Consider the following 24,104-nt stretch of genomic DNA (forward strand, 5'->3'; position numbering starts at 1 on the left):
TATGGTATCAAACAGCAAGTATAAAGTAATTGTTTCCGACAGAGCAAAAAGAATGTTAGGAACGCATATCCGCTTTATGGCACAGGTCAATAAAGAGGCGGCAGCGGCAAAGAAAAAAGAGATTATGACCGCATTGCGTTCTTTGTGTCAGATGCCGCAGCGTTTCCCTTTCTTTGAGGAATTGTATATCACTCCAAATAAATATCATAAGATGTTCATTGAGAAGTGGTATCTTGTCCTCTACCAGATTCAAGATGATACAGTCTATGTAGAATATATCCTTGACTGTCGCAAGGATTACAGTTGGCTTATCAAATAACAGCAGAATATCGGAATGAAAATCGTCACTTATAAAAGGTGGCGATTTTTTTGTGCAAAAAAGGAGGTGTAACTTTTGGAAGTCAAAATAAATAAAGAAATCCGTAACTACACGGAAAGTATGTTTTTCGGACTGTCTTTAAGGCAGTTCATTTTTTCTGCCCTTGCCTGCGGTGTGGCGGTAGGTCTGTTTTTCCTGCTCCGTCCGCATTTCGGAACGGAAACACTCAGTTGGGTATGTATCTTAGGTGCTTCGCCCTTTGCAATGATGGGCTTTGTGAAATACAACGGTATGACCGCCGAGCAGTTTGTCTGGGCGTGGATTAAGTCGGAATTTCTGATGCCGAAAAAGCTGATGTTCCTGCCAGATAATCTCTACTATGAAGCATTGAAGCAAAATATCGAAGCCCGTGAGAAAGGCTTGCCTGTTGCCCAGAAGAAGCAGAAACGGCAGGCAGCAAAGACAGAGAAAAAGAAACCAAGAAAATCAAAAAAGCGTAAGGAGGCAGACTATGATAAAAACGCTTAGAAACCTGTTCAAGCAGGACAAGGAGAAATTTGTTGTGCCGAAGTCGGTGCAGTCGGTTATCCCTATTAAGACCATCTGGGAGGACGGCATTTTTCTTGTGGGCAAGAACAAGTATGCAAAGACCTTTAAGTTTGAGGATATAAACTACGCCGTGGCAAGCCGTGAGGATAAGGAAGCGATGTTCCTTGAGTATTCGGAGCTTCTCAATGCCCTCGACAGCGGTGCGACCACGAAAATCACTATCAACAACCGCCGCTTGAATAAGGCAGACTTTGAACAGACCATTTTAATCCCTATGGCGGAGGACGGTCTGGATAAGTACCGAACAGAATATAACAAAATGCTCCTTGATAAAGCGACAGGGGCTAATTCCATCGTGCAGGATAAGTATGTGACCATATCCGTCTGTAAGAAGAATATCGAAGAAGCACGACACTACTTTGCCCGTGTGGGAGCTGACCTTATCGGACATTTTTCACGGCTCGGCTCAAAATGCACCGAGCTTGACGCAGAAGAAAAGCTCCGTATCTTCCACGACTTCTACCGCACAGGAGAGGAAACGGCGTTCCGTTTTGATATGGTGCAGAGTATGAGAAAAGGTCACGATTTCAAGGACCATATCTGCCCTGATACCTTTGAGTTTGAAAAGGACTATTTCAGAATCGGCAACCGATACGGGCGTGTGATTTTCCTTAGAGAGTATGCTGCCTATATCAAGGACAGTATGGTAGCCGAGCTTTGTGAGCTGAACAGAAATATGATGCTGTCCGTGGATGTCGTTCCCGTTCCCACAGATGAAGCCGTGCGTGAGGTGGAAAACCGTCTTTTAGGTGTGGAAACCAACATCACGAACTGGCAGCGTAAACAAAATCAGAACAACAATTTTTCGGCGGTCATCCCTTACGACCTTGAACAGCAGCGGAAAGAAAGCAAGGAGTTTTTAGATGACCTGACCACCCGTGACCAGAGAATGATGTTTGCGGTGCTGACGATGGTGCATACGGCGGAAACAAAGGAGCAGCTTGACAATGACACCGAAGCTCTCCTTACCACGGCAAGAAAGCACCTCTGTCAGTTTGCGGTGCTGAAATATCAGCAGATGGACGCACTTAATACGGCTCTGCCCTTTGGTATCCGCAGGATTGATGCCCTGCGTACCCTTACCACGGAGAGCCTTGCGGTATTTATACCGTTCCGTGTGCAGGAAATCTATCACGAAAACGGCGTGTATTACGGGCAGAATGTCATTTCAAAAAATATGATTATCGCCAACCGCCGCCACCTTTTGAACGGCAACTCCTTTATTCTCGGCGTATCTGGTGCGGGTAAGTCCTTTACGGCAAAGGAGGAAATGACGAATATTATCCTCACAGACCCTAACGCCGATGTGATTATCATAGACCCAGAGCGAGAATATTCGCCCCTTGTAAAAGCGATGCAGGGCGAGGTCATTCACATCTCTGCCACAAGTGAAAGCCATATCAACGCTATGGATATGAACTCCGATTACGGTGACGGTGCAAACCCTGTCATTTTGAAATCGGAGTTTATTTTATCCCTGTGCGAGCAGCTCATCGGCGGCAGCAGTCTTGGGGCAAAGCAGAAGTCCATCATTGACCGCTGTACGGCGAGTGTGTACCGCTACTATCAGCAGGGCAATTATCAGGGAACGCCGCCCACCTTGCAGGACTTCCGTGAGGAGTTGTTAAAGCAGAACGAGCCAGAAGCACAGGAAATTGCCCTTGCCATTGAGCTGTTTACGGACGGCTCTCTCAACACCTTTGCCAAGCATACCAATGTGGATACCAAGAGCCGCCTTATCTGCTATGACATTTTGGATTTAGGCAAGCAGTTACAGCCTATCGGTATGCTTGTTGTTCTTGACAGCATCTTAAACCGTATCACGCAGAACAGAGCCAAAGGCAGGAACACATTCATTTTCATTGATGAGATTTATCTGCTGTTCCAACACGAATACTCTGCGAACTTCCTCTTTACTCTCTGGAAGCGTGTGCGTAAATATGGTGCGTACTGTACGGGTATCACTCAGAATGTGGACGACCTGCTACAGAGCCATACGGCGAGGACGATGCTTGCAAACTCCGAGTTTATCATTATGTTAAATCAAGCGTCCACAGACAGGCTTGAGCTTGCCAAGCTCCTTAACATCTCCGACCTTCAGATGAGCTATATCACGAATGTCGGTGCAGGACAGGGGCTTTTGAAAGTCGGCAGCTCCCTTGTGCCGTTTGTCAACAAGTTCCCAAGAAACACAGAGCTTTACAGGCTGATGACAACCAAGTTCGGTGAGGTTTAGGAAAGGAGGATTTTCAATGTCTAATATCCGATTTCGCTCTGCGGCTCATCGGGATTTCTTTCTGGAAAATATGATGAAATGTAGGGTAAACGACTGTTATCACAGAGCCTTTTTCTATGTGATGGGTATTGCCGCTGAAACGAGGGCAAACATCAGCCAGATGTTTGACTTTAAGACAGACTGCATTGTGCCAGAGGGTATGCACGGCGGCTGGCAGACAAGCGGCACGGTCAAAGTCTGCCACCTTGCCTTTAACCTCTGGAATAACTATGTGGAGGAGGGACGGGAAAAGAGCTTCACGCCAGAGGATTTATTCTGCTGCGAGTTCGCCCCGTATTTTATGGAGGGTATCAAGGTAAGGTATCCTGAGTATTGCAGGGAACTCCCTGCCCCGAAACAGCAGACGGAACATTCAAGATGAGAAAGGATAAGCTTATGAAAAAATATAAAATGCAGATTTGTATCGCTGCCGCCGTATGCCTTTTAGGTACGGCGGTTTTTTGCGGCTTTCAGATTTACCACCACTATGCACAGGTGGAGGAACAGACCGAAGCGTTTGAACAGATGGCGGAGCTTGTAGAAAAAGCTCCCGAAGAAGCAATCCCAGAGGATACGCCTGTCAGTGAGGGCGAAGATGTCCTTGCAAAATATAAGGAACTGTATCTGCAAAATGAGGATATGGTAGGTTGGATTTCCATTGCCGGCACGAAGATCAATTACCCCGTAATGCAGACCCCCAATGAGCCGAACTTCTATTTGAAGCACAATTTTGAAAAGGCGTACAGTGATTTGGGAACGCCGTATATCCAAGAAAACTGCAACATCGCAGAGAGCGACAACCTTGTGATTTACGGTCATCATATCAAGGGCGGCAAGATGTTCGGAGCGTTGGAGGACTACAAGGCAAAGAGCTTTTATGAAAAGCACAAGACCATTCAGTTTGATACGCTGACCGAGCAGGAGGAATATGAAATCGTGGCGGTATTCAAGACGGTGGTGTACAGCTCCGAGGGCTTCCGCTACTACGATTTTGTGGATGCAGAGAATGAAGAAGCCTTTGATGCGTATATCGCCAAGTGTAAGGAGCTTGCCCTGTATGACACAGGTGTAAACGCAGAATACGGCGACAGGTTGATTACCCTTTCCACCTGTGAATACTCTGCCCAGAATGGCAGGCTTGTGGTGGTGGCAAAAAAGGTAGCTTGATATGACCGCAAAACTTCTGGGAAAGGAGGTTTTGTATGGCGAATATAAAGACCAGAGATGCGGTCAAGGGTACGATTAAGACCATTGACAAGGCGGCTATTGCAGGCGAGCGTATGAAATCTGCCTATGCCAAGACAAAGGATAAGGCGGAACAGGGCTATTATGCGGAGGAAAGCTCTGCTACTGAGTATGCTTCCGATAAGGTGTCCTATGCGGCTGACCGTATCAAGGACGAGGGCATCCACCAATTCAATAAGCAGGGTCAGAAAAGTGTGCAGACCACAAAGAAAAATGTTGTTAAGGCAAAGGATAAGATTGCCGATTTTAAGACCAAACGGGCAATGAAAGCTGCCGAGCAGAAACAGGTACAGGCGGCTTCTGTACGAAGCGGCTCTGCCGTCCGTCAAAGTACGGCTAACCGTGCCGTTATTCCCGATACCCCTGCTCCGACCATAAAGACAAAGCGGCAGGTGGAAAAGACGATAAAACAGTCTGCCAAAAGCACAGGGAAAACGGTCAAAACTGCCGCCAAAGGTACGGTAAAATCAGCCGAAAAAGGTGTCAAAACGGCTCATTCCACTTCAAAGGCTGCGATTAAGACCACGCAGGCTTCGGCAAAAGCGGCACAGAAAACTGCACAGGCTTCGGTCAAGGCGACACAAAAGGCGGCACAGGCAGCGAAAGCAACGGCAAAGGCTACCGCCCAAGCAACAAAGGCGGCGGTCAGGGCGACTATCGCCGCTGTCAAGGCAATCATCGCAGGCACAAAGGCTCTGATTTCTGCTATTATTGCAGGCGGTTGGGTTGCGGTTTTGATTATCCTTATCATCGTGTTGTTTGGCTGTGCGGTATCCTTATTCGGCGGTGGCGGCAACAGCAACTCCTATACGCCAGTCAGTGCCGAGGTGGAAGCCTATGAGCCTTTGATACAGCAGTATGCAAGGCAGCACGGCATTTCTGAATATACGGAGCTGATTAAGGCGGTGATGATGCAGGAATCTGGAGGGCGTGGAAATGACCCGATGCAGGCTTCCGAGTGCGGATACAATACCCGTTACCCGAATACGCCAAACGGCATTACTGACCCAGAGTATTCCATCAATGTAGGTATCCAGAATTTAGCCGCCTGCCTGAGTGATGCGGAGGTGGAAAACCCGATTGATATGGAGCGTATCAAACTTGCTTTGCAGGGCTACAATTTCGGCAACGGCTATATCTCGTGGGCGAAAACCAACTATGGAGGATATTCCTATGCCAATGCGGTAGAGTTCTCTACCACACAGGCAGAACGCTTAGGGTGGGACAGCTACGGGGATACGCAGTATGTTTCCCACGTCCTGCGTTACTATCCATACGGACGGGCATTTACGGGCGGCGGCAATCAAGCCATTGTGGAGGTTGCCCTAACGCAGCTTGGCAATGAGGGCGGTCAGCCTTATTGGTCGTGGTACGGTTTTGACAGCCGTGTGGAATGGTGTGCCTGTTTTGTATCTTGGTGTGCCGAGCAGTGCGGTTATCTGGAAAGCGGAATCATACCGAAGTATGCCCTTTGTTCGGACGGTGTGAATTGGTTTAAGGGCAACGGACAATGGCAGGGTCGGGATTATGAGCCATCGGCAGGAAGTATTATCTTTTTTGATTGGGATAATGACGGTACAATCGACCACACAGGCATTGTGGAGAAATGCGAAAACGGTACAGTTTATACGGTTGAGGGCAATTCTGATGATGCCTGCAAGCAGAGAAGCTATTCTGTCGGCAGCAGCTCTATCTATGGATATGGTATCCCTGCCTATTAAAAAACGGCAAAAGAAAAACCAGAGGTTATTCCTCTGGCTCTTTTGCCTTACATAGACTGTTTGCGGTTGCTTCTATGATTGCAAGCTCTTTGTCATCAAGCTTATCAAGTACCGCATCAAGTTGTCTGCGTTGAGAAGTCTTTTCTGCTTTTTCGTCAGCAAAAATAAACTCATCTAACGAAATATGAAACATACGGACAAGATATATAAAAAGCTGTATGCTTGGAAACTGCCCTTCATTTTCAATGGACTGAACATGGCGGACGGAATAATCTATGATACCTGCTAATTGTTCTCTCGTCATATTTTGTGCGATACGGGCTTTTTTAATTGCCTGCCCTATCGGTGCAAAATCAATACCGAATTTGTTTTCTCTGCCGTCCATCTACTCACCACCTGTCCTTAAATCTTCTTTTCTTATATTGTACAGAAATCTCACTTCCTATTAAAGAAAGTGTCATTGCCTGTAACAAGAGATAATACTTCTTGTTAGAAGAAAAGAAAGTTCATACTTGCATACTTGATACTGTTCGTTTAAATGGCTATAATGTATATATTTATGTTTGGGAGGTCACTTATGTTTGAATATATGACAGCACAGGAAGCCGCTGAAAGATGTAATGTATCCCTGCGCTGGGTACAACGGCTGTGTAAGGAAAACCGAATTGACGGAGCAATAAATATTAGCCGAGTGTGGCTTATACCGAAAAAGGCGAGCAAGCCAAGTGACGCCCGAAAAAAAGAAAATAAAAAATGTGCCAACTCCACCGTAACTCCACATTCTTCTGATAAATTGTAAATGGAGGTGTTTTATGTTGTCAAAAACAATATTGATAATAGACGATGAAAGAGCAATACAAAATGTTATGAAAGCGTTTCTTGAGGATGCAGGATATACCACGATTTTAGCTGATGACGGACTTGACGGGATTGAGAAATTCCACCGATGTAATCCTGACTTGGTGCTGCTTGATTTAATGCTGCCGAAAATTGACGGTTTTGCGGTCTGCGAGCTGATTAGAAAAGAAAGCCAAGTTCCCATTATTATGCTGACCGCACGGGACGATGATGACAGCCAGCTAAAAGGATTTGATGTATTGGCAGATGATTATATCACTAAACCAGTTACTATGCCCCTTGTAATACGCAGGATAGAAGCGGTATTGCGCCGAACGGAAAAAGGAAACCAGAACGAGAATACCGTAATTCACTACAAGGAAATATCCTTAGACATTGATAGTTTTAACGTCCTTGTAAACGGAGAGGGTATTTCCCTCACAACACGGGAGTTTGAGATATTGAAGCTCTTTTTGGAAAATCAGGGACGTGTGTTTACAAGGGATAATCTGCTTAATACAATCTGGGGCTATGATTACTTCGGAGATGTAAAGATTGTAAATACACACATTAAAAATATCCGCAGGAAATTGGGTGTGGATTACATAGAAACAATCAGAGGAGTGGGATATAAAATTGAGAAAGAAAATCAGTAAAAGCATTCAGGCAAAAACTTTCATCAGTATGATGGTACTGCTTATAGGCTGCTGCATCATCATTTATAGTATGGTAATGGTGTTTCTCCCTAAGAATTACCAGACAGAGCTTGAGCATCAGGTCACATCAGATTTCTATGGAATGGTGGAAATGTTAGAGCAATACGGTTGGGAGGAAAGCTCTGACGGCATCCTTGAGTTCTCTATGAAGAACAATGCCACCGTTGAAATCACTGACGAAAATGAAAATAGCGTATTCTCAGTAAATTTCGCTAATGCAGAAGATGGTGCGGACATATTCTCATCGTCTCTGTCGATGAGCTGTTCGTCAACATTTGTGCAGAACGGACAGACTTACCGACTTTCTGCTATTGTTTCTCTCATAGCTGTAACGCAGTCTTATGATGTCTTAATTAAGCTCCTGCCCTTTATCGCCGTGATGATACTTCTTATTTCTGTTATCGGAGCTTTCGTTTGCTCCCGCTATTTTTCAAAGCCATTGGTGGATATTTGCAGTGTCGCCAGACGAATGACACAGCTTGATATGACTTGGAAATGCGATATAAAGCGGCAAGACGAAATCGGCGTTTTAGCAACCAGTCTGAATGAGATGTCGGGGCGGTTAAGTGCTGCTCTTGACAGCCTGCAAACAGCAAACGAGCAATTACAGCAGGATATTGAGAAGGAACGGGAGCAGGAAAAACAACGGATTGATTTCTTTACTTCCGTTTCCCACGAACTGAAAACTCCGATTGCAATTATTAAAGGCGAACTGGAAGGAATGCTTTACAAGGTTGGCGATTATAAGGACAGAGATACCTATCTGCGCCACTGTCTGAAAACGGTGGGTGATATGGAGCATATCGTGAAAGAAATTATGTTATCGGCAAAGATGGGCGGCAGCGATTTTCAGCTTGTACGCTCCGACCTAAATATTAGTCAGATGCTGCAAAATGTCTGCCGAAAAAATAGTGGTCTAATGGAAGATAAAGAAATGGAACTGAATATGGAAATACAGCCCGACTTTCATTATGAGGGCGATGGTCGGCTAATTGAGAAAGTATTTACCAATGTCATCGGCAACGCTGCGGCTTATTCCCCGATAGGCGCTGTGGTAACAGTATCATTACAGGACGGCATATTCTCAGTGGAAAATTCAGGTGTTCATATAGTCGAGGAAGATTTGAAACAACTGTTTACGCCTTTTTATCGGGTGGAGAAATCCCGTAATCGAAATAGCGGAGGAAGCGGTTTGGGATTGTATATCACAAAAACAATCTTAGGTCATCACGGTATCCCATATAAAATGGAAAATACAAAAAGCGGCGTAAAATTCACGGCATTTTTCCTATAAAACAACCCCAAATTAAAACTTAATTGTATTTTACATTACCGAGAGGTTTTCATTGCGAAAATCTCTCGGTTTTTTGTAAAAGGCGCAGCTCCACCTAAAATACTCCTCAGCTCCACCTCAACTCCACTTTTCTTTCGTATCTTAAAGGTGTTCTCATAGATGAGGGAATTAGCGGCACTAAGGTAGAAAAACGTGACGGCCTGCTTAGACTTTTGAAGGATTGTGAAGACGGCAAAATTGACCGTGTAATAACAAAGTCCATTAGCCGCTTCTCTAGAAATACAACCGACTGCCTTGAAATGGTGCATAGCCTTTCAAAGCTTGGCATTTATTTGTATTTTGAAAAGGAAAACATCGACACCGAGCACATGAGCTCAGAGCTTATGCTTTCCATTCTAAGCTCGATTGCAGAAAGCGAGTCCAGATCCATTTCGGAAAACAGCAAATGGTCCATTAAACACCGCTACGAAGCAGGTACCTTTATTATCAGCTATCCGCCATACGGTTATGAAAACGTTGATGGTAAGATGGTGATTGTGCCTGAGGAGGCTGAGGTGGTGAAGGAAATCTTCCAGCGTACCATTTCCGGCCAGGGCTCATACATCATTGCAAAATGGTTGAACGAAGCCGGCATTCCATCGAAGCGTGGAAACGAGTGGCATTCCTCAACGGTTAAGGGAATCTTGAAAAATGAGAAATACACTGGCGACGTTGTTTTCCAGAAAACTTATACGGACGATAATTTCAATCGCCATACCAATTATGGTGAGCGAAACATGTATATGTGCAAAAATCACCATGAGCCGATTATCAGCCATGAGGTTTTTGAAATGACCGCAGAGGTTATGGCCCAGCGCGGTAAAGAAAAAGGCATCGAGGCCGGTGATGCAAAATACCTGAACCGATATGCCTTATCAGGAAAAATCATCTGCGGTGAGTGCGGCGCTACCTTTAAGCGCAGAACCCACTACAAACCAAGCGGCGATTATATTGCCTGGACCTGTTGCAGCCATATCAAAGACAAGGCTTCCTGCAGCATGCTTTATATCAAGGACGAGGATATTAAAAAGGCGCTGGTACGAATGATGAAAAAACTGCAAGCCTGCCATGAACAGGTGTTAAAGCCTTTTGTGGCCGGGCTCAAAGGCACCAATAACAAAGATCGATTGCACCAGGTACTAGAGCTGGAAACGCAGATTGAGAAAAATCTGGAGCAGCAAAATGTAATGGTAAACCTTATGAGCGCCGGATACATTGAACCTGAGCTTTACCACGCAGAGAGAAATTCGTTGTTGATTGAAGCGGACAGGCTAAGTAAAGAAAAAGACCTCATTTCCGAAAGCGTCAATGGTGATTTGACGCATTTAGAAGAGGCCCAGAAGCTACTTCGATTTATGGCTAAGAAAAACAATGTCATAGATTACGATGACGCCTTAATGCAGGATTACATCGAGCGCATCATTGTTCAGTCTAGAAGTGAAGTGCTCTTTGAATTAAAGTGCGGCTTAAAGCTGACAGAAGGGTTGGTGTGAATATGACGCATACGCCATACGGCTATAAAATAGAAAAAGGTCAAGCGGTTATTGATGAGTCGATTGCAGAGAAAGTAAGACAACTTTTTATAGAATTTTTGAATTGCGGTTCTATGAGGGCAGCAGCGGTTAAGGTAGGAATTGACAAGACACACTCCGTCATTGGCAGGCTTCTAAGAAATGAAGTTTACCTGGGCGATGAGTATTATCCGCAGCTTATAGATGATGAGCTTTTCCAGAAGGTGCAGGAGCAGCGAAACAGTAATGCTAGGTCACAGAACCGTATTCGAGATTATATAAAGCAAACGCCTGTTGCAGAAAACATTCAATACCGTATTGGAAAAGTCCAACAGCGCTATGAAAACCCATACCAGCAGGCGGAATACGCCTATGGGTTAATCGAGGAGGAAAAACATGAATGAGAACGTAACCTTAATTCCGGCCAGAAAAAGGCCCGGCAATAGAATTGCAAAAGCTGCAGAAAAACCAAAGCTAAAAGTCGCAGCGTACTGCCGAGTTAGTACTGACAGCGATGAGCAGGCTGGTAGCTATGAAGTGCAGGTGCAGCATTACACCGATTACATAGGAAGAAATAAAGAATGGGAGCTTGCTGGCATTTACACTGACGATGGTATTTCTGGAACTAACACTAAGAAGCGTGAAGGCTTCAATGGTATGATTGAGGATTGCATGGCCGGTAAAATCGATATGGTAATAACAAAATCCATCAGCCGATTTGCCAGAAACACCATCGATTGCCTGAAGTACGTAAGGCAGCTCAAGGAAAAGAATATCGCTATAATTTTTGAAAAGGAAAATATCAATACGCTGGAGGCCAGCGGTGAGCTGCTTCTCACGATTATGGCTTCCTTGGCCCAGCAGGAATCAGCTTCCCTTTCTCAGAACGTAAAGCTAGGTTTGCAGTTTCGTTACCAAGATGGAAAGGTGCAGATCAACCACAATCACTTCCTTGGGTACACAAAGGACGAGGAAGGAAATTTGATTATTGATGAAGAAGAAGCGAAGATAGTAAGGCGTATTTTTAGAGAATACTTAGAAGGCGCCAGCTTTAGAGATATAGCCAGTGGCCTTGAGCGAGATAAAATCAAGATCGGTGGAAAACGATATAAATGGCATCTCAGTACAGTGCAGGGCATTTTACAGAACGAAAAATACATGGGTGATGCGCTTCTGCAAAAGACTATTACAACGGATTTTATTGAAAAGACCAGAATTAAGAATGATGGCTCTGTTCCACAGTATTACGTAAAGGATAGCCAGGAGCCAATTATTCCTAGAGATATTTTCACCCAGGTGCAAGAAGAAATGGTACGAAGAGCCAACCTGTTTAGCGGTGAGGGAATAAAAAGAAACGAGTTTACTCCAGCAAATACGCACTTTCAAGTATTTGCACCTGTTCAAAGTGCGGCGATATTTACCGCAGAATTGCCTGGAATAATCGAGGTAAGCATTCTATCGTATGGCGTTGCTGTACAAGGGTAGAAAATGGCCCGGCGATATGCGATGCGCCGACTGTTCAAGAAATAGAGCTGCAGCAAGCTACGGTAAAAGCCATAAACCTTCTTGTAAGAAGTTCTTCATCAACACTGAATATTTTGATGCAGAATATTGAAATAGCACTGGCAGACGACAATTCCGGCGAACTTGAAAAGATAAATACGGTGCTTTCTGAAAAACAACAGCAGCTGGTGAAACTGGCTCATGCAAAAAAGGATTATACGGCTTTGGCTGATGAGATTGACCTGCTTAGAGATAAAAAGCAAGGGCTTCTGGTGGCAAAGGCAGAAACAGAAGGCTTTAAAAAACGCATCAAGGAATTAGAAGATTTCTTAAAAGCAGCAAATCATGAACTGACAGAATATGATGAGTCAATGGTAAGGAAATATATCGAGAAAATAAAGGTGTATGAAGATAAATTTACAGTTTGCTTCAAAGCAGGTGTAGACTTGGATATAGAGCGATAAGAAACAGAACGTGGCGGCAGGCTTTCGAGCTTGCCGTTTTGTCGCTTTGAGGAGGGATTGATTTTGTTCGTGGTTTGGTATATAATATATAAAGTAACCGTAGGCAAAGAAAAGTAGGTGCAAGAATGGAATATTTATCAATTAGACAGACAGCCGATAGATGGGGCATCTCAATTAGAAGAATACAAGTGTTGTGTACAGAAGGTCGTATTCCAGGTGCAATGAAGATTGGCTCCTATTGGGCCATTCCTGCTGATGCGGAAAAGCCAGACGACCAGAGAGTTAAAAGTGGAAAATATATAAAAAAACAAAGAACAGTAAGAAGGTGCACTAATGAGCCAAAAAGAAGATATTGTAAATTTGCTTAATTTAAATAAGACAATGACACAGGGTGCTTTAGCGGAAGCTATCTATGGTGATAAAAATCACAGCCCTAATATCTATGCGGCTCTCAAGGTACTGGTGGATAAGGGCATAGTTGTTCGTTCTGGAAGCAATCCATCGTATTATTCACTGTCCGGTGAAGAAGTTAAGCTTCCTGAAAAAACTGCTACGTCTAATAAAAAAGAAATGCGCGATGTTTCTGGTGACGTTATATCAGATGAAACACTCGAAGAAATAGAAGCGCTAGTCCAAGGAACGGATAATTATGGACCGGAAAATGAATTAATAACAAGATGCTTGAAAAAGTTTCCGTCAAATACAGATCCGGATGTAGTGGCGATGAAGATTGGGTTAATAGACATTACTAATTCAACGCACTTATCCCAGCACAAGAGTAAAATCAGCATGGTAGAGCTGGCTAATATTATAGCGGCTATTCCAGATGTGGATGAAAGAATAAAAAATGGTGATCCAGAGGTTGTAAACATCATTGCACGCAGCAATGGAAGAATAAACCTATTTTCATTTGCTTCAAAATATTGTTGCTATCATAACAGCAATTTGTATGGAAGGGATGACTTTTCAATTTTGGATACAGTGTTGAAGGAATACCTTCCTAAATACTTTGCGGATGTGACGAAAGGCCAGATTCAAAAATGGCAGGATAGCTTCAATTATAAGGCCTACAATGACTACATAACCGGCAAGCTAGAAGAGCTTGGTATAACTGTAGAAAATAGAAAAAGAAAATTTGACCACTTTGTGTGGTACTTAAATAGATAATGGTTTTGGAGGTGAACTACCACAATGAAGATACATTATTTTCAGAGATATCATGAAAAAGAAAACGTGGCTACAGCCAACACAATGTTGCTTCTGTCACGCTTATATTCTTATTCATCAGATAAATTCTTCAGATTTTTGAAATCAGAATACTTTGCTGATTCCTTTGAACCAGAGTTGGTTTTCACATTACAGGAAAAGAGCGTAGACAGCATACCTGACGCAACGATAACTCAGGAAGGCTTCAAAATTGTGGTAGAGACTAAGCTGACAGATTGGTTCTATGCTGACCAGCTAATGAGACATTTGAAGTCCTTTGGCGAGGAAAAGAACAAGATAATGATTACGCTTGCTTCAGAATTGATGGCAGATGAAAAGCTGGCTGATTTTGAAAAGCAGCTAAAGGAATATAATGAGACTCAAACTTACCCGGTAGTGCATATCAACACAACATTTGAAATGATGGCTAACGCCATTCGAGATGTTATTGATGATAGAGATTATGAAATGCAGGATGTATTAGAGGATTACTTAAACTACTGCTATAAAGATGGATTAATTCCAGTATCAGATTCCTGGAAGTATCTGCGTATGCAGCTTGCTGGCACAACGATTGATTTTAATATCAACAACAATATTTATTATGATAAGGCTGAGCGTGGTTTTAGGGCTCATGATTATCTCGGCTTATATAAGCAAAAGAGTGTACGTGCTATCGGAAAAATATGCGCTCGTATTACAGCAATTGAAACTGAAACAGGAGTTAAATATACACCTGAATTTGGTGAGCTGACAGATGAACGTAAGCAGATGATTGCAAAAGCAATGGCCGATGGTGATTCGCATGGATATGATTTAAGAACCATAGAACATAGATACTTCTTCGTTGAGCAGTTCTATGAAACTGACTTTAAGAAGATAACATCAGGCGGTTCGATGGGAACAAGAATTTTTGATTTATCTACCCTTTTAGGAATTGATGAAATGCCTGATGTTGAGCAGATTGCAGAATTGCTTAAAACCAAGAGCTGGAGTTAAATTCTAAAAGTATAGGAGGTATGGACAATGGCATTCGATCCAGGATTAAAAATAGGACAGATTTTAAAGAACGCAGATGTTGTTGAGACTTTTAAGTGTGGTAACATGGGCGGAATGCGCTGTTCAAGAACTACCAATACGCTCGTTATCGTCTCTGATTATACAAAGGGAATCTACCACGATAAGTGGATCGGAGGAGTTCTTCATTACACAGGTATGGGAAAATCCGGTGACCAGGATATTAACTGGGCCCAGAATGCAACATTAGCTGAGTGCGGAAGAAATGGTGTTGATGTTCACCTGTTTGAGGTTATGGACGCTGGCGAATATGTTTATTGCGGCAGAATAGAGCTTGTAGGTAAACCTTATACTGAAATTCAGCCTGGTGAAGATGGAAATGACAGAAGAGTTTGGATGTTCCCTGTTCGTCCTGTGCCGGATAATGATGTTAAGAAGCCACAGATGTTTGTCTTTAAGGATATGGAGGACTATAAGTCTCGTGGTAAAAATGTAGATGCAGAATATGCGAAAATGGTGGCAGATAAGAAAAAGAATAAAGGAAAAGTACCGGTTGTCGTACAGCCCGTCATTCCTAAGCCTGAACCAAAGCCACCTGTGGTTATTCCAGCGGATATTGTTGGAAAACAGGTAAAACATAAAACCTTCGGAGTTGGTGTTATTACTGCTATTGAAGGGGCCTCAATTGCTGTGGAATTTGATAAGGTTGGCGTTAAGAAGATGGGTTATGAATTCTGTATGAACAATAAGCTATTAGAGTTTATTTAATGAGGCAATGATGAAAACAATTAGAGTTGTAGCGGCGGTTATCCGTTGTGAAGATAAAATATTTGCCACAGCCAGAGGTTATGGTGAATTTAAGGGCCAGTGGGAGTTTCCGGGTGGAAAAATAGAACCCGGCGAGACACCTCAGCAGGCCCTCGTCAGAGAAATAAAAGAAGAACTGGAAACTGACATTAAGGTTGGAGAATTGATTGGTACCATCGAATATGATTATCCTGCTTTCCACTTGTCTATGGATTGTTTCTGGTGCGAGGTGATTGAAGGAAAACTTGTTCTTAAAGAGGCAGAAGATGCTAAATGGTTAAGTAAGGATGAGTTAGATAGCGTACAATGGCTTCCAGCAGACATCACTTTGATTGAAAGATTGAAACGTGAAATTTATTAAGATTTCCAGAAAGAAGGAGTTGCATGTTTGAACCGGATAAAATAAGAGAATTAATTAATCAAATCCCAGAGATAAGGTCGAGATTTTCAAATGAAGATATTACCTTTTTTTCAGGATATGATTTTCGAGAACGTAAGAGAACTAATGCCTCGATGGGTGTAGAGATGATTTATAAGGATTCCAAATTTATTAGATGGCGTGATGAGCTTATTATTGAATTGTCTGCGTTGAGAGAGGAAACAATTGTTGCGGAAATAATTCACAAACTACAACACTTTACAGGACTCGGAGATAAGAAGAAATTCGATGATGTTGAGTCTAAGTTACTAGCACTGGACAAAAAGCTTGATGAATATAAACCCACAGTTATTGAAAAAGAGATTAGCGATGTAAGAATTGATGAGGAAGCGCTGGTTAAAGATATATTGATGAGTGTTGTTAACCTTCAGAAAAATCATACATATACACATACAAGTAAAGAAAATGAGATGAATGATTTTATTCGCGACATGCTTGGTATGAAGTATGAGAAGGTAGACCAAACTAGACAAGGTGATTCAGTTAGCGGAAAAGATGCAGGTTCTATTGACATTCAGCTTCTTAAAGATGGGATGCCAGTTGTTATGATTGAAGCATTAAAATTATCATCGTTAGATCAGAATGAGCTGAGCATACATATTGACAAGGTACTGAAAAACTATGATCCTAATGGTTGCCCATATGCTGTTATTTTGGTTTATGCTACAATGGCAGGTTTTGATGAATTTCACAAGAAGTTTATCAAATATTTAAACGAGTATGAGTTTCCTTATTTACGTGAAACTGATATAGTAGACGTGGATACAGATTATACTGAGATAAAGCATGTACAGACAATTTTAAAGAGAACTGACAAACGAGTTCGTGTACACTTTTTCACAGTACACATAAATTAACGATAGAAAAAAACAAACGTTATAAAGTGCACGTGGCAGATATGACGTACAGAGTGTACTGTCGAGCCATGTGGAGACCGTAGTATTGATGTCAAAAGTACAAAAGTGAATATTGAAAATGGAGGAATAGTACTATGGTAAATTTAGGAGAATTAAAAGAAATAAAAGACTTACGAAAGGTTTGGCCGAATGAAGGCATTTGACTTTACCCCCTTGGCTTGCGGAAGAAGATAATCTTGCGTTGTTGGCGGATGCTGTTGGAGCAGGTTTATGGCGAACCTGCAAATGAAATAATAAATTAATTTTAATATAGAAATCGAAGGCTTCGAGGTATTTAGATGCTAAAAAAATATGAGTTCGGTTTTGACGTTGGTTGCTTATTGCTATTCTTAATTATCATGATACCTAATTTTATTTGGTTTGCTGCTCCGGCGCCAAACGATGTATTGAGAATGGATTCAATTACGGAAACACTTGATTCAGTGGCTTCAATATGCCAAGTATTGATGATTACTATTCTGTGTGTTTTTAGAAATAGAGAATGTAAAAAAATCTGTATATCACCGTTAATTATAACTGGAATCATTTGCTGTTTTATGTATTTTATAAGTTGGATTGTTTATTATATTGGTGTTGTAAATGCGTTTGTTATATTAGGCTTGACCGTTCCTCCATGTTTGGCATTTTTAGCGTATGCTATTGACAGAAAGAATAAAATAGCAATTATTCCAATTTCAATTTTTACAGTTTGCCATTTAATATATGGAATTGCCAACTTTATAATTTGACAGATTCTTATTTATCGGGCAGCCGCACAAAGCGTTAACGACTATTCTGATCAATAACTGAGGAGAACGGGTAGTGTTAATTTTCTACAATCTGTAGGGTAAGCTGAAGCACGGTATATATTTTCTGACGGTAAAAGAAAAATACGGCGAAAATGATTCCGTCAGATAAATTTATAAAATATAAGTCTCAGATATGTATTTACAATAACGTTTGGAGGAAACAAAAATGAGAAAACTTATCGCTTACTGCGGACTTGACTGTGAAAAGTGCGACGCAAGGCTTGCAACGCTGAAGGATAATCATGAACTGCGTGAAAAAACCGCAAAACTTTGGAGCGAATTAAACGGAGTCGCGATTACCGCCGATATGATTAATTGCATGGGCTGCCGTACAGACGACGTTAAAACGCCGTTTTGCAGTAGTTTATGTCCGATAAGAAAATGTGCGCTTGACAAAGGCGTTGAAACTTGTGGAGACTGTGAAAATATAAAGCAATGTCAAATAGTCGGAAAAATAATTGAAAACAATTCTGAAGCATTAGTAAATCTAAAAATATAGTTTTTACATAGATTGTTATTTTTCGTCATGGCATAAGCAATTTCGGGCGTTTGGACAAGATATTTAGTTAAATGGAGGCGCATGAGGTATTATGAAGGGATTTAACAGACAAAATCAATTACTGTCCCTCTGCGGATTGAATTGCGGGCTGTGCCCTATGTTTTTGAGTAAACATTGTCCGGGCTGCGGTGGCGGGGAGGGAAACCAGTCTTGTAAAATTGCAAGGTGCAGTATGGAGCATGGCGGCGTAGAATATTGTTTTCAATGCGGCAAATACCCTTGCGGGAGATATGAGCATATAGAGGATTATGACTCATTTATTACTGCCCGTCGCCGGAAAAATGATCTGGCAAAGGCCAGGCAGATTGGAATAGACGCCTACAATGCAGAGCAGGCAGAGAAAGTAAAAATACTGAACATTCTCCTGTCTGGATATAATGACGGCCGGAAAAAGACGCTCTTTTGTGTGGCTGTAAACCTCTTGGAATTACAGGAGCTGCGCAATGTGATCGAACGGCTCGAAAGTAATTCTGAAATGAGAACGCGAACGCTTAAAGAGAAAAGCGCTTTTGCCGCAGGATTGATTCAGGAAGCAGCGGAAATGGCAAATATTGAGCTAAAGCTCCGCAAGAAAAGGTGACGATTCGTTTTTAGGCGAGAATTCGAAGAAAGCAAGTGAAAAAATGGAGAATAGAATCTTGCAGGTTGACGATGAAAATGACATTGCCGATTTGGTGAAAAAGCGTTAAGTTAAGAGGGATTTATGTGAAATTCGAAAAGTATTAACGGCAGAGAGGCTGTGGAGGGCAGTATAATATCCAGCACGACCACGTCCGGCTGGAATTGGCATAGACGGGCTGGAGTATATTGATAATGTAATAAAAATAGCTTCACAATTTTATAATTGTGAAGCTATTTTTATAATTATAAAGCTAATTGTACTGATATCGGCGTTCAGATAGTTTTATTTATTCATACCTCAAAGCGTCTATAGGATTAAGATTTGCCGCTTTTACAGATGGAATAAGACCGAAAACTATACCCACAGCCATTGAAAATACTACTGAAATAACAATGGAAACGCCGCTTATTGCGACAGGTACTTCTGCAAATTTTGATACTATCTGAGCCAGGCCTATACCGGCTCCGACCCCTATTATTCCTCCTATGCTTGTCAGCACCGAGGCCTCTGTCAGGAATTGTCCGAGTATTCGGCGCTTTCTTGCACCGAGAGCTTTTTTTAATCCGATTTCCCTGGTTCTTTCCGTTACGGAAACCAGCATGATATTCATAACTCCAATTCCTCCTACCAGCAATGAAATGCTTGCTATCCAAATAAGCATGCTGTTGGTTGAAGAGCTTAAATCCTGCATGGATTTTGCCTGTTCAAGAAGGCTTTCGCTTTTGTATTTTATATTAGATTCACTGTTTACTGTTAGATTTGCATTGAGAATATCGGCGGTTTTTTTACCTGCTGCCGTCATACTGTCCGTATCGGAAGCCTTTGCAACACAGCTTTGAGGTTCGTCGTAACCAAAGGTAATCGGCCATGATTGCGAGGGAATAAATACCTGGCCGCTTGAATTAGTCATATATGTGTAATAATCCTCAATTGAATTTATAACAGGCTCAAATTTGCTGCTCTGAACCGCTACGCCGATTACAGTAAAGGGCTCTCCGCTTATATCTATTGATTTGCCTATCGGATCTTCTCCCAGAAATAAGCTTTTTTCAGCATTAGTATCAATTATAGCGACCTTTTGATTTTGGCTATGGTCTTTCACAGAAAATCCCTTACCGGATTTTATTCTTAATCCTATTGTTGAAAAATAGTCTTCGTCTACCCCTATTACAGTTCCGCCTGAAAGCTGATTGTTAAGATAAAAAATGCTGTCGCAGTATTGTCTTTGTCTGTACAAAGTAACTTTTTCTACTTCGTCAAGCTTTTTAAGCTTTTCCTTAGTTTCACTTTCGATTACCGGTATGCCGGCGGGAATTTCCTGATATTGAAAATCAAAAACACTATCTCCCTGATAAAGCTGAACCTTAACTGTATTATTTCCTGAGCCGATCAGATTGTTTTTAATTTGCTCGTTCGTTCCCTTTATTGTAGATACAATTGCTATAATAGCGGCAATTCCAATGATTATACCAAGCATGGTCAGCAGAGAACGTATTTTATGAGAAAAAATCCCTTTAAATGATAATCTGATATTTTCAAACATATATTTTGCCTCCTTACCACTTTACTTCGTCGATTACACGGGTTTTAACGCCTTCCTTGACGTTTTTGCCGTATGGGAAGCATATTGTATCGTCGTTTGAAAGTCCGCCTTTTATTTCTATTTCGTTACCGTAAATAATTTTACCCGTTTTAATATACTGCTTTTTAAGTTTGCCGTTGTCATCGGATTTCATTACGTAATACTTTCCGTCTAATTCACGGGTATAGTGCAGTGGGATATATAGACTGCCGTTTTCTTCGGCTTCTGAAATTGTTGCCCCTACCCAGTTTCCAACGCTGAAGCCCTCGGTATCTTCTGTGATTTTTGCTTTAAAGCTATATGTGCTGCTGTTAGGGTTTTCATTCCAGTTTTCCGACGTATATGAAACCGGCGTCATATCTATAGATGTTATTTCTGCTTCTGCCATAGCGCCGGTATCGTAGGAGGTAATATTGACTATATCTCCGACTGCTATCTTATCGAGATTCAGCTCGCCTATTGAAATAGTAACGCTTAAGCCTGCGCTGCCTTGAATGACTACCAGGGGAGAAGTAGAATCGGCATTTTCCGTACCCATATTGACTTCTGTAACGATTCCGTCAATACTGCTTTTTACCTGTCCGCTTTCCTTTTTATTAAGAGCCTGACGGTACGCTATATCAGCCGACTTTTTATCAAGCTCTAATTTCTTTATTTCGTCCTGTTTATCAGAAATCATTTTTGCTATTTCAGCCTTTGAATAAATGTAATCATCTGAACCGGATTTTATATAGCTTTGCTCGTAATCACTCTGTGAAATGCTGTTGTCAAATTGTTCTTGTGGGTAATCGTCTTCGGTAGAATAGGTTTGAAGAGTACCGAATACCTTTTTGGAAAAATCAACTGTTATACTGCCGTTGCCGTTTACAATAACGTTTTTTCCAACTGTCCAGTCTTCCGTTTGTTCCTCTGTTATATCGCTGCCATTTACTTTCCAAGCATATATAAGAATGTCGTTTTCATATATATAAAAATCTGCGTATGATTTTGACGATCTAAGATGATTAAGAAAAGAGGCGGATACGACAGTGTCGCCGGAACAATTAAAGATAAACGGATCATCAGCGCTTCCGTTTCCGGATATCACATTTGATGTATCTTTAATGGCTTTGACGGTTTGAACTGTCGGACGCGGCTGTGTAGGAGGTTCGGTGGGCTCCGGCATGGGAGGAATTGCTTCGGAAGGCTTAAGATTCTGAAGACGTCTGATTTCCTTATTAGCTTGATTTATATTATCGTCTATTACGGCAAGATCGTTTTTCTTTTGCGCCGCGTCAAGCTCAAGCAGCGTCATGTCATATTTTAAAATCGTGTCGCCTTTTTTTACAGCGTCGCCTTTTTTAACAAGTATACTGTCGACAAGCTGCGATTCGTCCTGCATGATTTTCTGTACGTCTCCTGAGCTGACAGTTCCTTGTAGTTCGAGATTATCTCCCCAGTAGCTGTTTGACATATTGCTTACGGGTGTAACGTCAACTATCGCTTTATTTTTCTTTCTTATCTGATTGTATTTATATCCTCCGAATGTACCGCTTGCGGCGACTGCTGCGCAAACGGCTGCAATAATGACCTTTTCGGCAGTTTTCATTTTACTCCACCCCCATTGCTGTCGTTATAGATTTCTCCGTCGCGTATGGTCATTATTCGTCTGGCGTGCTCGGCTATTTCACGTTCATGAGTTATCATAACTATTGTGACGCCTTCTGAATTAAGCTCTCTGAAAATTTCCATTACCTGTTCGCCGGATTTTGTATCCAGCGCTCCGGTAGGCTCGTCTGCCAGAAGTAATCTTGGGTTATTTACAATTGCCCTTGCAATTGCTACTCTTTGCTTCTGACCGCCGGAAAGCTGAGTCGGTCTGAACGTCATTCTGTCTTTAAGTCCTACTTTTATAAGCGCTTGTTCGGCTAATTCACGACGTTCCTTTTTCTTGATTCCGGCATATAAAAGAGGAAGCTCTACATTTTCAATAGCCGATTCTCTTGGCAGAAGATTAAAGTTTTGAAAAACGAATCCTATTTTTCTGTTACGGATTTCAGACAGCTCTTTATCGCTGCATTCAGCAATATCTATATCGTCAAATAAGAATATACCGGAGGTCTGTTTGTCAAGACATCCAATAATGTTCATAAGCGTAGATTTGCCCGAGCCTGACGGTCCCATTATAGCGACATATTCTTCTTCGTCGACGCACAGACAGATATCCTTTAAAACCGAAACGGCGTCTTTTCCCTGCAAATAGTCCTTATAAATACTCTGCAACTCTAAAATCATAAAAACACCGCCTATTCTGCGATTTTGTCAACAGCGTCGTCTGCGTCGTCAGCTCTTTCACCCTCTGCGTCCGCGTCGGGAACGTTGAAGCCATCGTCAATACCGTCGCCGACCTCTGGTTCTACAGCATTTTCATCTCCGGGATCGGCGTCCCAGGAATTATCTACATCATCTATATTTGTAACTGCCCTCATTCCTTCTTCAAGATCGTCGGAAGGATAAGCTATATAATCATTTTCTCCCAGTCCGGAAACTATTTCACAGTCTCCGTTTATTTCATCTGTCTGTCCTGTTTTTATAAACCTTTTCTCAAGCCTTTTATCCTTGTCTGCCGCCCATACATAAGGCTTGTCGGTATCATAATCAACAATAAAATCGCTGTAAAGCCATATACCCGATTTTTCAACCGCATTGCTTTGACCGTAATCAATTTCAATAAGAACATGCTGACCTAAAACAAGTCCGTCAGTATTTTCAGGATCAATATAAAAAGCATAATTTGAGGAGGCTGTTTCACTATCCGATCCGCCTTCGACAATTACGCCGCTGTTATTAGCTTCAGGTTCATTTGACACTTCCGATACCGAACCGTTCCATGTAATGGAATCGTCTAATCTTGATCTTATTATTACAGCCTGTCCTTGAGTAATAGTTCCCATATTCTGCTCATTGAATTTGCCCTTTATTCTGAAGCTGCCCGACGCGGTTATAGTCATTATAACGTCTGCGCCGGACTCCTGAAGCTCTTCTGTTGTTTTTAGCGATTTAACAGTTCCGGAGGACGTAGCTTTAACGGCAGAATTTTCAATTGAATTTTTAAGCTTTTCAAGAGAAATATTCTTTACCTTTATATCGTATTCCGTTTTTGCGATATCCGTCTGTAATGCCTGTATCTGCGTAGTGTAAGAAACCTGGGCGTCGGCTCCGGCATTTTTTTTCTCGTTCTCCAAGTCCTTGATCTGTTTATTGTAAGAAGCGATATCATTTTCCATGCGCTCAACTTCTATCTGACCTTCCTCAAGCTCAAGCTTCATAGCTTCAGAGTCGTATTTAAAAAGATCGTCTCCTTCCTCAACGGAATCGCCTTCTTTAACAAATATTTCCTTTACTGTTTTTTCAGAATCAACTTTAATTTCCTCGGCTCTCTGCGCCTCAACAACTCCGGCAAAACGATTACCGGGTATTGAAAAGGCAGACGCGGTATTGCATTCGGATACGGAAGTTACATATGCCGTTCCTTTGCCGTCGTCGTCCTTTTTAAAAGCTACTATTAAAATGATAATTATTAAGGTAATTAAAGCAATAGTTATTGCGGATATAATAGCTATTTTTTTCCTTTTGGTCATTCTGCTGCCTCCAT

The 24,104-nt window shown here is 42.0% G+C and carries 27 protein-coding genes; 22 read left to right on the forward strand and 5 right to left on the reverse strand.

What is annotated here, in order from left to right:
• The first annotated feature begins 1 nt into the window (after position 1).
• From ACYQ0N_RS04140 to ACYQ0N_RS04165, 6 genes are all read left to right on the forward strand, one after another.
• Positions 2-319, forward strand: coding sequence for a type II toxin-antitoxin system RelE/ParE family toxin (locus ACYQ0N_RS04140; protein WP_460161941.1), 318 nt, complete (start codon positions 2-4; stop codon positions 317-319).
• 75 nt (positions 320-394) lie between these two features.
• Positions 395-847, forward strand: a complete 453-nt coding sequence (locus tag ACYQ0N_RS04145) for a PrgI family protein (RefSeq protein WP_460161942.1) — start codon at positions 395-397, stop codon at positions 845-847.
• Positions 831-3,164 carry a VirB4-like conjugal transfer ATPase, CD1110 family gene (locus ACYQ0N_RS04150; RefSeq protein ID WP_460161943.1) on the forward strand — a complete coding sequence of 778 codons (2,334 nt, stop codon included), beginning with the start codon at positions 831-833 and terminating at the stop codon, positions 3,162-3,164. Before ACYQ0N_RS04145 ends, ACYQ0N_RS04150 begins: the two co-directional genes overlap by 17 nt.
• 16 nt (positions 3,165-3,180) lie before the next feature.
• A complete protein-coding gene (locus tag ACYQ0N_RS04155; RefSeq protein ID WP_460161944.1) occupies positions 3,181-3,585 on the forward strand; it encodes a DUF6075 family protein in 405 nt (134 codons plus the stop codon).
• Between the two features lie 14 nt (positions 3,586-3,599).
• Entirely contained in the window at positions 3,600-4,370 is a 771-nt protein-coding gene (gene srtB, locus ACYQ0N_RS04160; RefSeq protein WP_460162169.1) for a class B sortase, read from the forward strand.
• A 35-nt stretch (positions 4,371-4,405) separates the two neighbouring features.
• Complete coding sequence (locus ACYQ0N_RS04165) at positions 4,406-6,169, forward strand: lysozyme family protein (protein WP_460161945.1); 1,764 nt, start codon at positions 4,406-4,408, stop codon at positions 6,167-6,169.
• Between the two features lie 25 nt (positions 6,170-6,194).
• Here ACYQ0N_RS04165 and ACYQ0N_RS04170 read toward each other — a convergent pair whose 3' ends face one another.
• Positions 6,195-6,554 carry a helix-turn-helix domain-containing protein gene (locus ACYQ0N_RS04170; RefSeq protein ID WP_460161946.1) on the reverse strand — a complete coding sequence of 120 codons (360 nt, stop codon included), beginning with the start codon at positions 6,552-6,554 and terminating at the stop codon, positions 6,195-6,197.
• Between the two features lie 192 nt (positions 6,555-6,746).
• Here ACYQ0N_RS04170 and ACYQ0N_RS04175 point away from each other — a divergent pair, with 192 nt between their 5' ends.
• From ACYQ0N_RS04175 to ACYQ0N_RS04250, 16 genes are all read left to right on the forward strand, one after another.
• Positions 6,747-6,968 carry a helix-turn-helix domain-containing protein gene (locus tag ACYQ0N_RS04175; protein ID WP_460161947.1) on the forward strand — a complete coding sequence of 74 codons (222 nt, stop codon included), beginning with the start codon at positions 6,747-6,749 and terminating at the stop codon, positions 6,966-6,968.
• Positions 6,969-6,984: 16 nt separating this feature from the next.
• Positions 6,985-7,662, forward strand: coding sequence for a response regulator transcription factor (locus ACYQ0N_RS04180; protein ID WP_460162170.1), 678 nt, complete (start codon positions 6,985-6,987; stop codon positions 7,660-7,662).
• Positions 7,643-9,016 (forward strand): sensor histidine kinase, encoded by a 1,374-nt coding sequence (locus ACYQ0N_RS04185; RefSeq protein ID WP_460161948.1) that lies wholly within the window; start codon positions 7,643-7,645, stop codon positions 9,014-9,016. The genes ACYQ0N_RS04180 and ACYQ0N_RS04185 overlap by 20 nt, the downstream gene beginning before the upstream one ends.
• A gap of 155 nt (positions 9,017-9,171) precedes the next feature.
• Entirely contained in the window at positions 9,172-10,548 is a 1,377-nt protein-coding gene (locus tag ACYQ0N_RS04190; RefSeq protein WP_460162171.1) for a recombinase family protein, read from the forward strand.
• Between the two features lie 2 nt (positions 10,549-10,550).
• Complete coding sequence (locus ACYQ0N_RS04195) at positions 10,551-10,970, forward strand: recombinase family protein (RefSeq protein ID WP_177531617.1); 420 nt, start codon at positions 10,551-10,553, stop codon at positions 10,968-10,970.
• On the forward strand, positions 10,963-12,051 hold the full coding sequence (locus tag ACYQ0N_RS04200) for a recombinase family protein (protein ID WP_460161949.1): 1,089 nt from the start codon (positions 10,963-10,965) through the stop codon (positions 12,049-12,051). Before ACYQ0N_RS04195 ends, ACYQ0N_RS04200 begins: the two co-directional genes overlap by 8 nt.
• Entirely contained in the window at positions 11,994-12,533 is a 540-nt protein-coding gene (locus tag ACYQ0N_RS04205) for a recombinase zinc ribbon domain-containing protein (protein WP_460162172.1), read from the forward strand. Before ACYQ0N_RS04200 ends, ACYQ0N_RS04205 begins: the two co-directional genes overlap by 58 nt.
• Before the next feature lie 125 nt (positions 12,534-12,658).
• Positions 12,659-12,901 carry a helix-turn-helix domain-containing protein gene (locus ACYQ0N_RS04210; RefSeq protein ID WP_177531603.1) on the forward strand — a complete coding sequence of 81 codons (243 nt, stop codon included), beginning with the start codon at positions 12,659-12,661 and terminating at the stop codon, positions 12,899-12,901.
• A complete protein-coding gene (locus ACYQ0N_RS04215) occupies positions 12,867-13,700 on the forward strand; it encodes a hypothetical protein (protein WP_177531602.1) in 834 nt (277 codons plus the stop codon). The genes ACYQ0N_RS04210 and ACYQ0N_RS04215 overlap by 35 nt, the downstream gene beginning before the upstream one ends.
• 24 nt (positions 13,701-13,724) lie before the next feature.
• Positions 13,725-14,738: a hypothetical protein gene (locus tag ACYQ0N_RS04220; protein WP_177531601.1), complete on the forward strand. Its 1,014-nt coding sequence runs from the start codon at positions 13,725-13,727 to the stop codon at positions 14,736-14,738.
• Between the two features lie 27 nt (positions 14,739-14,765).
• A complete protein-coding gene (locus tag ACYQ0N_RS04225; protein WP_177531600.1) occupies positions 14,766-15,524 on the forward strand; it encodes an SRA domain-containing endonuclease in 759 nt (252 codons plus the stop codon).
• A 10-nt stretch (positions 15,525-15,534) separates the two neighbouring features.
• Positions 15,535-15,924 (forward strand): 8-oxo-dGTP diphosphatase MutT, encoded by a 390-nt coding sequence (gene mutT, locus ACYQ0N_RS04230; protein WP_177531599.1) that lies wholly within the window; start codon positions 15,535-15,537, stop codon positions 15,922-15,924.
• A gap of 23 nt (positions 15,925-15,947) precedes the next feature.
• Complete coding sequence (locus ACYQ0N_RS04235; protein ID WP_177531598.1) at positions 15,948-16,859, forward strand: hypothetical protein; 912 nt, start codon at positions 15,948-15,950, stop codon at positions 16,857-16,859.
• 338 nt (positions 16,860-17,197) lie between these two features.
• Positions 17,198-17,647: a hypothetical protein gene (locus tag ACYQ0N_RS04240; protein ID WP_177531597.1), complete on the forward strand. Its 450-nt coding sequence runs from the start codon at positions 17,198-17,200 to the stop codon at positions 17,645-17,647.
• 226 nt (positions 17,648-17,873) lie between these two features.
• A complete protein-coding gene (locus ACYQ0N_RS04245; RefSeq protein ID WP_460161950.1) occupies positions 17,874-18,206 on the forward strand; it encodes a DUF3795 domain-containing protein in 333 nt (110 codons plus the stop codon).
• Between the two features lie 91 nt (positions 18,207-18,297).
• Complete coding sequence (locus ACYQ0N_RS04250) at positions 18,298-18,846, forward strand: DUF3795 domain-containing protein (protein ID WP_460161951.1); 549 nt, start codon at positions 18,298-18,300, stop codon at positions 18,844-18,846.
• Positions 18,847-19,174: 328 nt separating this feature from the next.
• Here ACYQ0N_RS04250 and ACYQ0N_RS04255 read toward each other — a convergent pair whose 3' ends face one another.
• The 4 genes from ACYQ0N_RS04255 to ACYQ0N_RS04270 are packed head-to-tail and all read right to left on the reverse strand — an operon-like array spanning position 19,175 to position 24,090.
• Positions 19,175-20,431 (reverse strand): ABC transporter permease, encoded by a 1,257-nt coding sequence (locus tag ACYQ0N_RS04255; protein ID WP_177531594.1) that lies wholly within the window; start codon positions 20,429-20,431, stop codon positions 19,175-19,177.
• A gap of 13 nt (positions 20,432-20,444) precedes the next feature.
• On the reverse strand, positions 20,445-22,058 hold the full coding sequence (locus ACYQ0N_RS04260) for an HlyD family efflux transporter periplasmic adaptor subunit (protein ID WP_177531593.1): 1,614 nt from the start codon (positions 22,056-22,058) through the stop codon (positions 20,445-20,447).
• Positions 22,055-22,744, reverse strand: coding sequence for an ABC transporter ATP-binding protein (locus ACYQ0N_RS04265; RefSeq protein WP_460161952.1), 690 nt, complete (start codon positions 22,742-22,744; stop codon positions 22,055-22,057). The genes ACYQ0N_RS04260 and ACYQ0N_RS04265 overlap by 4 nt, the downstream gene beginning before the upstream one ends.
• A gap of 11 nt (positions 22,745-22,755) precedes the next feature.
• The gene (locus ACYQ0N_RS04270) at positions 22,756-24,090 is read right to left on the reverse strand and encodes an efflux RND transporter periplasmic adaptor subunit (protein ID WP_460161953.1); all 1,335 of its coding nucleotides are present in this window, start codon (positions 24,088-24,090) and stop codon (positions 22,756-22,758) included.
• Between the last annotated feature and the right edge of the window lie 14 nt (positions 24,091-24,104).

This window comes from Ruminococcus sporogenes (assembly GCF_054655175.1).